This is a genomic window from Peptacetobacter sp. (genome assembly GCF_029264495.1).
GTDB lineage: Bacteria > Bacillota > Clostridia > Peptostreptococcales > Peptostreptococcaceae > Peptacetobacter.
This window is the reverse complement of the sequence record NZ_JARIBH010000056.1, coordinates 1-11480: the sequence shown is the minus strand read 5'-3', so window position 1 is coordinate 11480 and position 11480 is coordinate 1. Positions and strand designations below refer to the sequence as shown.

Genomic DNA, 11480 nt, shown 5'->3' with positions numbered 1-11480 from the left:
TTTATCCATCAAGTAAATTATGTAATAAATGTGGAAAAATCAAAAAAGATTTAAAACTATCTGATAGAATCTACAAATGTGAATGTGGATACAAAGAAGATAGAGATTTAAATGCAAGTTTTAATTTAAGAGATGCAAAAACTTACAAAATTGCATAATAAAAGCAAATGTAAGTATGTACCGATGGCTAGTCGGGAATTTACGACTGTGGACTATCCAAGAACTTGTTAGTAGGTATAATTTATGATTAACCAAAAGCAGATAGGTTGAAACAGTAAAAATCTCGATATGGATATGTTTGTCCATATTTTGAGTAGCAGGCAATATATGAGATTAAAAGATAAAGTAGTAATTATAACAGCATCTACAAGAGGAATAGGACTTGCTTGTGTAGAAAGATGTGCAAGAGAAGGTGCTATTGTTTATATGGCGGCTAGAAATCTTGAGAGAGCTAAAAATGTTGCAGATAGATTAAATGCAGAAGGTTGTAATGTAAAGTTTGTATACAATAATGCTTCTGAAAAAGAAACATATAAAGCTATGATTGAAGAAGTATTTGAAAAAGAGGGAAAAATTGATGTACTTATAAATAATTTTGGAACATCTGATCCTCAAAAAGATTTAGATATTAAATCAACAGAATATGATACATTTATTAATACTGTAGATATAAATATTTCTAGTGTATTTTTAACATCTCAAGCTGTTATACCATATATGGCAAAAAGTGGTGGTGGAAGTATAATAAATATTTCTTCAGTAGGAGGTATACGTCCTGATATATCTCAAATCGCTTATGGAACAAGTAAAGCAGCTATAAATTATTTAACTAAGATAATAGCTACTCAAGCAGCAAGAGATAATATAAGATGTAATGCTGTTTTACCAGGAATGACAGCAACAGATGCAGTAAAAGATAAATTAAGTGATGAATTTAAAGAATTCTTCTTAAAACACACACCTATAAAAAGAATGGGACTTCCAGAAGAAATAGCTGGAACAGTATTGTATTTTGCAAGCGATGATTCTGCATATACAACAGGTCAGATAGTCGATGTATCAGGTGGATTTGGTATGCCAACACCTTTATACGGAGATATGATAGATATGAAAAGTAGAAGATAGATGATTTTAAAGACACTTAGTATATACTGAGTGTCTTATATTTTTTAAAAATAAAAAATTAAATTAAAAAAATTAAACTATAGAAACGAATAATTATAGGAGGAAATAATTATGAGAGAGATTTTAACAAAAAGATTATATAGACATTTTAAAGGTAACTTTTATTATGTGCATGATATCGCAACTCATACTGAAACAGGAGAAGAACTAGTGGTTTATCAGGCTTTATATGGTGATAACGGAATATTTGTTAGACCTTTAGAAATGTTTATAGAAGAAGTTGAGCTAAATAGGGAGGATAATGTTACTAATCAGAAATATAGATTTGAACTTTATGAGAAATAAAATAATTTAAAATATATATTAGATTTCTTACAATAAAAATAATTTAATTAAAATATTGCGAAAGTATTATAACAAATGATATACTGTATATTAAGGGTGTATTAATATATTTTGAAAAATTAAATAAATTAAATGCTATGATATTTAAGATATTATATATATTGTCGTTTTATTAGATGATAATATGCTTTATATATTATAAAAGTCAAAAAGGAGGGAGAAAATGACATTAGTATATTTAAGTATTTTTATTATTGTATTATATAATATAAAAATATTAAGCTTTAATGATTACAATGAAAATCCACTCAGTATGAGTAATGGAAATGCTATAAAGGGTTTGGCAGCAATACTTATAGTGTTACATCATATATCACAAAGAATAGAAAATCCAGGTAAATTATTATTCTTTAGATATATAGGTTATTTACAAGTAGCAATATTCTTATTCTTTTCAGGATATGGATTGATGAAAAGTTATAAATCTAAAAAAGGTTATTTAGAAGGTTTTTGGAAAAAAAGAATTCCTAAAATAGTGATACCTTTTATATTAGCTAATATATTATTTTTAGCAGTATATAGATTGGTATTACATACTAAATTTTCTATGTATGAAATAATTACTTGTACACTAGGATTAAGATTGATTGATGGTTTCAAATGGTATGTGATAGCTATAATTGTATTGTATGTAGGATTTTATTTAACGTTTAAATATTTAAAAGAAAATCTATCTATATTTGGAATTTTTTTGGTAGTTACAAGTTATAATTATATCTGCTTTAAACTAGGGCAAGGTGAATGGTGGTATAATGCTACATATTGTTTTTTAATAGGAATTATATTTGCTAATTATGAAAAATATTTAATAAATATTATAAGAAAATATTATCTTATAGTAACAACAATATTATTGACTTCTTTTATATATACATTTATATCAAATATACACAAATCAAATATTTATATGGCTATGATAAGTTCAATATTATTTGTATTAGTTTGTCCATGTATATTAATGAAATGCGAATTAAATAGTAGAATACTAAAATTCTTGGGAGGAATATCTTATGAAATATATTTAGTTCATAGGATGTTTTTAGATATACTTATGGGAATGAGTAATAAGTATCTTTATCTATTAATTTGTATTTCAATGTCTATATTACTAGCATATTTATTTAGTATTTTTTCAAAGAAAATTGTCAATACATATATATTCTTAATTAATTCAAATAGAATTAAAACCTACGATACAGAGATAAATAATTAAAAATATTAAAATAAGAAATCTCCAGTTCTTCTGGAGATTTTTTTATATAGCCATAAATTTATATGAATGTAGTCATAATTTTATGTGACTTTATACAAAATAAAAAACCTCAATTTTGCACATAGATTTTGTAGTAACAAAAATGATATCTATAAAATAAGCTATTAAAATGTAATTTTAAACATATAATATAAATTTAAATATATTAAAAATACAGATATTAATTTGGAGGTAAATATAATGGCAAAATATAGAGCAGTACAGACTATTTTTTGGAATGATTCTAAAGTGATTGAGGATATGACACCTGATGATAAGTTATTTTATTTATATCTTTTGACAAATCCAAGTACAAAACAGATTGGAATTTACCAAATAACAAGAAAACAAATGTCTTTTGAATTAGGGTTTAGTATAGAAGTAATAAATACATTAATGAATAGATTTGAAAATAATTTAAATTTAATAAAATATGATGAAAATACTAGAGAAATTTGTATAAAAAATTGGGGAAAATATAACTTAAATAATGGTGGAAAACCTGTAGAGGATTGTATAAGAAAAGAATTAAAAGAAATAAAAAACGTTGATTTTATAAAAATTATATATAAAAAAATAGAAAATGAAAAAATAAAATCTATTTTTAATGAATTTTTAAAAAGTAAGGAAGATGATGATATTATAGATAATATTGATATGAACAATAGTGTAAACAGTTATAATAACGATGAATATATGAATGATAGTGTAAGCAATTATGATAGCAATAAACATATGAACGATAAAGTAAGCAATTATGATAGCAATAAACATATGAACGATAAAGTAAGTGATTATGATAGCAATAAATATATGAATGATAATAGTTATGCCTGTTGTACGAATCGTAATACGAAAGGTGTACAAAAAGAAACAGAAAAAGAAGAAGAAAAACATCAACAATATATATTTAATAAGAACGATGCTGAAAATATTTTGAAAATCTCTTTTGATAATATTTCAAATAGTGATGTAAATAGTATTTTAAATGTTCTTAATGAAAAAGGAAGAGGTGTAGAGTATTTAAAAGAGAAAATAAGTATTGTAAAAGAGAAAAGGAATGTCAATAATATTATTGGTTATCTTATAAATGCTATTTTAAATGATTATAAAAATGTTAGTAGAAATAGTTTTAAGAATTTTGATGAAAATTTTTGTGATTATACTAATGAATATATTTTGGAAATGAATAGGAAAAAATATGAGTAGAAAATAATAAGAAATTCATTATATAATATCTATCTAATAAAATAATATTGACTTAGTTATATTTAAGGTGCTACAATATAACTAAGTTATATTTGGAGGTAATGAAATAGATTATGGCAAATGGAGATTATGAAGTAACACATAATAGAATCCTTAATAGTGGTAAAAAAATTTTTAAAGATCAAGGATTTGAAAAAGCTAATTTAAGAGCTATCTGTAAAGAATCAGGTGTTACTACAGGTGCTTTTTATGGACACTTTGATGATAAAGAGGCTCTTTTTTCTGAATTAGTAGAACCAATTGTAAGTCAAATAAAAAAATATTATAAAATGTATGAGGATAAAAGTTTTGATATATATATAAGAGAAACTCCTATTACAAAAGATACCATTAATAAAATTTTAGAATCGAAGTCAAAAGGTGCTATTGAAATGGTTTTATACTTTTTTGAAAATAAGGAAATATTTGAATTACTGATATTTGGTTCTTATGGCACAAAATATAGTAATTTTTTAGATGAGATTGTTGAGATAGAAGATAAAAATCATTTAAAAATATTAAGTTTGATTTATGGAGAGAATCAAGTTAAAAATATAATAACTGATATGGGAATTCATTTAATAAATCATGCGTATTATTATGCTTTATCAGAAGTTGCAGTACATTCTGAAAGTAGAGAAGAAGCAAGATTAAATGCAGAATTAATTACAAAATTCTTTAATGAAGGATGGGGGAAAATAAGAGGTTTATAGAAAAATATTTTTTTTATCTCAAATATAACTTAGTTATATTTAATTAAAATAGATAAAACTACAATACTATTCTGTTTAAATAACAGAAAATATTATAAATCATAAGGAGGAGAAAAAATGAATTTAAAAAGTATTGTTAAAATAGCAGTTTTTTCTGTTATTGGATTTTTATTGACAATGGGATTAGGTTTTTTGACAGGAGCTTTTGGTATGATTCCTAGTCTATATCTATCATCAGCACTACCAACAATAATAGTTGCTCCAGTATTTGTTATAATGTGCAAACAAGTTGCTGAGAGAGGAACAGCATTTTTATATTTCTTATTCTTAGGCATATTTTATTCTTTTATGGGAATGTGGCCAGTAATTATAATTTGTATAATAGCTGGTATATTAGCAGAATTTATAATTGCTAAAAAAGAAAATTATTTAAATAAGAATGTAAAAATAGGTTTTGCTTTTGGAGCAGGTATGTTTGTATACTCACTCCATGCTATGTATTTTATATTTATATTTGGAGTGGAAGGACTTACAAAACAATTTCCAACGATGTTTACACAAGATTATGCAAGATTTTTATATAATTTTTATACCCCTAAAAATATTTCAATATGCTTAGTAATTGCAATTGTGGCATCAATAATAGGTGCGTATTTTGGAATATATATTTATGAAAAATTTTTTAGTAATAGGAAGAAAAAAAGTGTTTTGTAGAAAAAATATTAAAGATAGATATCAATTAATGGAAAAAATTAATCCAATTACTATAGTTATATTGATTTTATTGACTTCAATAAATATAACAATAGGTGGAAAGGAACAATATTTAATATCACTTAGTTTTACATTAATCTTGCTTTTTTCTATATCTTTTGATGAATCAATTTATACAATGTTAACTTTATTTATATTATGGACTTTAATGTATTTTTTAAAAAAACATTTAGGGAATATATTTATAGGTTCAATTTATACAATGATACTCATAGTTATAAAATTTTCACCTATTTTCATTTTAGGAAAAATATTATCATTATATAGTTCTTCTTATTTAATATCATCATTTAGAAAGTTAAAGATTAATCAAACTATAAGTATAGGCATAACAATTTTTTTTAGATTTATTCCAGAAATATATTTAAAACTAAAAGAGATTAATATGGGTATGAAAATAAGAGGATTTAAATTAAATATATTTAAACCAATAAAATCATTTGAATTATATTTTATACCATTAATATATAAATGTATCGATATAAGTGATACATTAACATGCTCTATAATATCTAAAGGAATAGAATATGATTGTAAAAAAACTAATTTTCATGATGTAAGGTTTACTTATATTGATATTATTATTTTAACAATTGAAATAGTTCTGATTGGAGTGAGTTTATGGAGAATATAGTAGAAGCCGATATAAAAACTTTTTCGTACGGAGAAGATTTAATATTAAAAAACTTAAAAATATCTATAAAAAAGGGAGAAACTATTGTACTAACAGGTTCTTCTGGCTGTGGTAAAACAACTATTTTAAGGCTTTTAAATGGATTAATTCCTTCTTTTTATGGTGGAAATTTAAATGGAAATATCAATTTATTAGGGAAAGATATATCATCCTATAAAAAAGGTGAACTTGCAAAATATATTGGAAACGTATTTCAAAATCCAAAAGATCAATTTTTTTGTGATATTGTTGAAGATGAGATTGCCTTTGTTGGAGAAAATTTAGGTTTAGATGAAGAAATTTTGAAAAGAAAAGTTGAAGAAGTTATGAATTTACTTGAAATAACTGATTTAAGGAAAAAATCTATATTTGAACTATCTGGTGGAGAAAGACAGAAAGTAGCTATTGCGACAACTCTTATCTATGATACAGATATAATTTTTTTTGATGAACCATCAAGCAGTTTAGATTATACTAGTATAAAAAAATTTGAAGACATTTTATTAAAATTAAAAAAATTAGGTAAAACAATAGTAATATCTGAACATAGACTTTATTATTTGAAAGAAATTTATAATAGATTAATGTATATAAAAGATGGAAGTATAAAAGAAATTTTTCATGAAGGAACTCTTAATAATAAAAAATGTAAGGAATTAGAGCTACGAATATTAAATGAAAAAGAGCTTATATCAAATAAAGAAACATTATCAACTAAAAGTATTATAGAAGTTAATAGAATTAATATATATCAAGGAGAAAATGTTTTAATAAAAGATTTAACTTTTGATCTCAAAGAAAAAGAAATAATGGGAATTATTGGAGCTAATGGTATAGGAAAAACAACATTAGCTAAATCATTATGTGGATTGAAAGAGAAATATTTAAATGTAAGTTACGGAAATAGTAAAAAAGAACGATTAAGAAATTCATATTTTGTATTACAAGACGTAGATGCTCAAATTTTTTTTGATACAGTAGAAAATGAGTTAATATTTTGTAAAGACAAAAATTCTACAAATGATTTTGAAGATATACGAAAATATCTAAAGGAAATAAATTTATGGAATAAAAAAACTAGCCATCCACAAAAATTATCAGGTGGACAAAAGCAAAGACTAGCAGTTATAACATCTTTTTTGTCTAATAGAAAATTAATAATTTTAGATGAACCAACTTCAGGTCTTGATTATACAAATATGAATATAATCTCTAATTTAATTACAGAAAAAGCAGAAAATACATCTTTTATTATAATAACTCATGATTTAGAATTTCTATTCAAAACATGCCATACTGTATTAATGATTGATAATAATTATTATAAAAAAATAAACATTAGCAAAAATGAAAGTATTATTATGAATTTTATAAATAAAAAATAAATTTATATAAGGAGGTAAAAATATGTTAAATAAAGTTTTTGAATATGCTGGTTCTCACAAAAAAACAATATATTTATCAATTTTTATAATGCTAATAAGTGTAACTATGGGAGTTTTACCATTTTTATTTATATATAAAATTATAAATATTCTTATCTTAGGTACAGAAATTAAATTTATAGAGAGTATTTTTTTACTTTTTGGTATTTTAGTTTGCTTAATTTTACAAGCACTTTTAGGCGGTATAGGGCTTAATATTTCACATAAAGCAGCATATAATATACTACTTGAACTTAGAGTATCTTTACAGAAAAAGATGGAAAAACTTCCATTAGGTTTTATCGAAGAAAAAGGAACAGGATTTATAAAGAAATTATTTGTAGATGATGTTGGAAGTTTAGAAGTACTTTTAGCACATTCACTACCAGAAGGGATTGCTAATTTAATCGTACCATTAATAGTATATATAACAATGTTTTGTATTGATTGGAGATTATCATTAATGTCATTAGCATCTATTCCATTAAGTGTCATTGCTATGATGTTTATGTACTCAACTGGTACAAAGAAAATGGGACCATATTATATGGCTAGTAGTAAAATGAATAATACTATTATTGAATATATAAATGGTATGGAGGTAGTTAAAGTATTTAATAAACAAACAGAATCATACAAAAATTTTTCAAAAGATGTTAATGATTATAGAGATTATGCACTAGCTTGGTATAAAACTGCATGGCCATGGATGGCATTATACAGTGCATTACTTCCTTGTACAATAATATTGACATTACCACTAGGAGGTTATTTTGTATATTTAGGATATGCAAGTTTATCTAACTTAGTATTAATATTATGTTTATCTTTAAGTATAGGATTCCCTCTATTAAAAGCGTTAGGATTTTTACCAACTATACCACAACTTAATTATAAAATTTCGTCTTTAGAAAATGCATTAAACACAGAAATTTTAAAACAAGGAAAAGATGAATTTAAAGGAATTGAAAAAAATATTTCATATGATAATGTCACTTTTGGATATCAACTAAATAAAATAAATGAAAATGGAGAACATGTAACTTACGTTAAAAATGTAATTCATAATGTCAATTTTGTAGCTAAAGAAGGCGAAAAAACAGCAATTGTTGGAGAATCTGGATCAGGGAAAAGTACATTAGCTAAACTTTTAGTACATTACTATGATGTTTTAGATGGAAGTATTAGTATAGGAGGACAAAATATAAAAGACATGAGTCTTAAAGCACTTAATAAACAAATTTCTTATGTGGCACAAGACCAATATCTATTTAATGATTCAATTTTAGAAAATATTCGCATTGGAAATCCAAAGGCTACAGACAATGAGGTTATAGAAGCTGCGAAAAAAGCTCAATGTATAGATATATTTAATAAACTTCCAAATGGTATTTATTCTTTAGTAGGAGAAGCTGGAAAAATGTTGTCTGGAGGAGAAAGACAACGAATATCTCTTGCTAGAGCTATTTTAAAAAATGCACCAATCATTGTCTTAGATGAAGCTACAGCATTTATAGATCCAGAAAATGAAGAAAAAATGGAAAAAGCTATTGAACAACTTGTAAAAGATAAAACAGTAATTGTGATAGCACATAAGCTATCATCTATAATAGATTCAGATAAAATATTAGTTATGAACAATGGAAAGTTAGTTGCAAGTGGTAGACATGAAGAACTATTGAAAAATTCAGTAGAATATCAAAAATTATGGAACGCAGCAATCTTTAATAAAGAATGGAAAATTAATCAGAGGTTAGGTGATATAAATGTTTAAATTGATAACAAGAATTTTAAAAATATCAGGTAATTATAAAAGTAGAATTCTAATAGCATTTTTATTTTCATTCTTAGAAGCTATTTTAAGTAAGATGCCAATTTTACTAACATTTACTATATTAGTAAGATTTACTAATAAAACTATTATAGCTAAAGATTTTTTATATGCAGGAGTAGCAATTTCTTTTATAATACTTGCTCAAGCACTTGTTCATTTTATAAGTGATAAATTGCAAAGTGCTGCTGGATTTATGATTTTTGCTGATAAGAGAATAGAACTTGGAAATCATTTAAGAAAACTTCCTATGGGATATTTTACATCAGGAAATTTAGGTAAAATAAATTCTGTTTTAAGCTCAGATATGACATTTATTGAAGAAGTGTCTATGAGTACTATTGCTAATATGATGAGTTATATACTTTCAACTTTTGTCCTTACAATATTTCTTTTTATTTTAGATTTTAGAATAGGATTTGTTGCTATATGTGTGATAGCAATTTCAATGTTGATTGCAAATAGTATGAATAAAATGTCTATGAGAGAATCAATTATTAGACAAAAAGAAAATGAAAAATTAACCGATTCTGTATTATCATTTGCAGAAGGTATAAGTGTAATAAAAAGTTATAATATTTTAGGGGAAAACTCAAAGGTTCTTACAGAAAGTTTTGCTTCATCAAAAGATACATCTATAAGTTTTGAAAAAAAATTAACTCCTTGGACAGTGATTTTAAATATTATATATGGTGTTGGAGCTACAATTATTTTAGGTTTAGCTTTATATCTTTACTCTAAAAAAATGATAAACTTACCTTATATATTAGGATTAAGTTTATTTGTATTTGATCTGTTTAGTCCTTTAAAAACTTTTTATGGAGAAGCTACAAGATTAACAGTAATGAATGCAGCATTAGATCGTATTGAAGAAATAATGAATGAAAGAGAATTAGAAGATATAGGAGAAAAACATATTATAAATAGTGATAGTTCAAAACCAGAAGTTTGTTTTAATCACGTAAACTTTTCATATGGTGAAAAAGAGGTTTTACATGATATTAGTTTTGAAATGAAAAGAAATACAATGACAGCTTTAGTTGGAGAATCAGGAGGAGGAAAATCTACTATAGCAAACCTTTTAGCAAGATTTTGGGATATTAATTCTGGAGAAATTTTGGTTAGAGGTGAAAATATAAAGAAGATTTCTTTAAATGAATTAATGTCAGCAATTAGTATAGTTTTTCAACGAGTATACTTATTTCAAGATACAATTTTTAATAATATTGCTATAGGAAAACCTAATGCAACAAAAGAGGAAGTTATAGAAGCATCTAAAAAAGCTAGATGTTATAATTTTATTATGGATCTTCCTGATGGATTTAATACTATAGTTGGAGAAGGTGGGGCAACATTATCTGGAGGAGAAAAACAAAGAATTTCTATAGCACGTTGTATATTAAAAGATGCACCTATAATTATTTTAGATGAAGCAACAGCTAGTGTTGATACAGATAATGAAAGTTATATACAAGAAGCCATCAGCGAATTAGTAAAAGAAAAAACATTACTTGTAATAGCACATAGATTAGGAACTATTAAAGAAGCAGATAATATTCTTGTAGTAAAAGACGGTAGAATTGTAGAACAAGGAAATCATCAGAAATTAGTAGAATTAGAAGGATATTACCATAAGATGATAAAACTATAAATGAAAATTTTTAAGAATGTATATTTTAGTGAATTTATAATAAATATAGCAGGAAATGTATTGTAGATACAAGTGAATCAATTTTTAAAAAGAGTTTTTCAGTTTTGGCGATTATTAGGAAAGTCGTTTTGAAAAACTCTTTTATTTTTTGTTTCTAACTAGCATTATATAATTACCATATATTACTATTGCATAAAATTGGAGTACAATAGTTGAATATTTTTATTAAATTAATTCAAAAATAATATATTCACTTCCAAAATAAATCTTAATAAAAATAATATCTAAAAAATATCCTAAAACTATGATAAAATAAAAAGGATAGTTATAAATAGAAAAGGAGAAAAAAATGGAAACAATTAACATAAACAAAGAAGTAAAGAA

The 11480-nt window shown here is 24.3% G+C and carries 11 protein-coding genes; all 11 read left to right on the top strand.

Annotated features, from left to right (window positions below; translation table 11 throughout):
- Positions 1 to 158: zinc ribbon domain-containing protein (locus Q1J78_RS08695; RefSeq protein WP_300279062.1), on the top strand; the 158-nt coding region annotated here is incomplete at its 5' end.
- A gap of 169 nt (positions 159 to 327) precedes the next feature.
- Positions 328 to 1125, top strand: a complete 798-nt coding sequence (gene hdhA, locus Q1J78_RS05185) for a 7alpha-hydroxysteroid dehydrogenase (RefSeq protein WP_300279059.1) — start codon at positions 328 to 330, stop codon at positions 1123 to 1125.
- Between the two features lie 111 nt (positions 1126 to 1236).
- Positions 1237 to 1470: a DUF1653 domain-containing protein gene (locus tag Q1J78_RS05180; protein WP_300279056.1), complete on the top strand. Its 234-nt coding sequence runs from the start codon at positions 1237 to 1239 to the stop codon at positions 1468 to 1470.
- Between the two features lie 223 nt (positions 1471 to 1693).
- Positions 1694 to 2743, top strand: coding sequence for an acyltransferase family protein (locus tag Q1J78_RS05175; RefSeq protein WP_300279053.1), 1050 nt, complete (start codon positions 1694 to 1696; stop codon positions 2741 to 2743).
- Between the two features lie 240 nt (positions 2744 to 2983).
- Positions 2984 to 3991: a hypothetical protein gene (locus Q1J78_RS05170; RefSeq protein WP_300279050.1), complete on the top strand. Its 1008-nt coding sequence runs from the start codon at positions 2984 to 2986 to the stop codon at positions 3989 to 3991.
- A gap of 113 nt (positions 3992 to 4104) precedes the next feature.
- Positions 4105 to 4743, top strand: coding sequence for a TetR/AcrR family transcriptional regulator (locus Q1J78_RS05165; RefSeq protein WP_300279047.1), 639 nt, complete (start codon positions 4105 to 4107; stop codon positions 4741 to 4743).
- A 117-nt stretch (positions 4744 to 4860) separates the two neighbouring features.
- A complete protein-coding gene (locus tag Q1J78_RS05160) occupies positions 4861 to 5457 on the top strand; it encodes an MptD family putative ECF transporter S component (protein WP_300279044.1) in 597 nt (198 codons plus the stop codon).
- A complete protein-coding gene (locus tag Q1J78_RS05155; RefSeq protein ID WP_300279041.1) occupies positions 5414 to 6151 on the top strand; it encodes a CbiQ family ECF transporter T component in 738 nt (245 codons plus the stop codon). The genes Q1J78_RS05160 and Q1J78_RS05155 overlap by 44 nt, the downstream gene beginning before the upstream one ends.
- Positions 6139 to 7575, top strand: a complete 1437-nt coding sequence (locus Q1J78_RS05150) for an ABC transporter ATP-binding protein (protein WP_300279038.1) — start codon at positions 6139 to 6141, stop codon at positions 7573 to 7575. Before Q1J78_RS05155 ends, Q1J78_RS05150 begins: the two co-directional genes overlap by 13 nt.
- Before the next feature lie 22 nt (positions 7576 to 7597).
- On the top strand, positions 7598 to 9388 hold the full coding sequence (locus Q1J78_RS05145) for an ABC transporter ATP-binding protein (RefSeq protein ID WP_300279035.1): 1791 nt from the start codon (positions 7598 to 7600) through the stop codon (positions 9386 to 9388).
- Positions 9381 to 11096 carry an ABC transporter ATP-binding protein gene (locus Q1J78_RS05140; RefSeq protein ID WP_300279032.1) on the top strand — a complete coding sequence of 572 codons (1716 nt, stop codon included), beginning with the start codon at positions 9381 to 9383 and terminating at the stop codon, positions 11094 to 11096. Before Q1J78_RS05145 ends, Q1J78_RS05140 begins: the two co-directional genes overlap by 8 nt.
- The last annotated feature ends 384 nt before the right edge of the window (positions 11097 to 11480 follow it).

Coding starts and splice junctions, on each gene's coding strand:
- hdhA (WP_300279059.1), top strand. CDS start 328: ATGAGATTAAAAGATAAAGTAGTAATTATAACAGCATCTACAAGAGGA.
- Q1J78_RS05180 (WP_300279056.1), top strand. CDS start 1,237: ATGAGAGAGATTTTAACAAAAAGATTATATAGACATTTTAAAGGTAAC.
- Q1J78_RS05175 (WP_300279053.1), top strand. CDS start 1,694: ATGACATTAGTATATTTAAGTATTTTTATTATTGTATTATATAATATA.
- Q1J78_RS05170 (WP_300279050.1), top strand. CDS start 2,984: ATGGCAAAATATAGAGCAGTACAGACTATTTTTTGGAATGATTCTAAA.
- Q1J78_RS05165 (WP_300279047.1), top strand. CDS start 4,105: ATGGCAAATGGAGATTATGAAGTAACACATAATAGAATCCTTAATAGT.
- Q1J78_RS05160 (WP_300279044.1), top strand. CDS start 4,861: ATGAATTTAAAAAGTATTGTTAAAATAGCAGTTTTTTCTGTTATTGGA.
- Q1J78_RS05155 (WP_300279041.1), top strand. CDS start 5,414: ATGAAAAATTTTTTAGTAATAGGAAGAAAAAAAGTGTTTTGTAGAAAA.
- Q1J78_RS05150 (WP_300279038.1), top strand. CDS start 6,139: ATGGAGAATATAGTAGAAGCCGATATAAAAACTTTTTCGTACGGAGAA.
- Q1J78_RS05145 (WP_300279035.1), top strand. CDS start 7,598: ATGTTAAATAAAGTTTTTGAATATGCTGGTTCTCACAAAAAAACAATA.
- Q1J78_RS05140 (WP_300279032.1), top strand. CDS start 9,381: ATGTTTAAATTGATAACAAGAATTTTAAAAATATCAGGTAATTATAAA.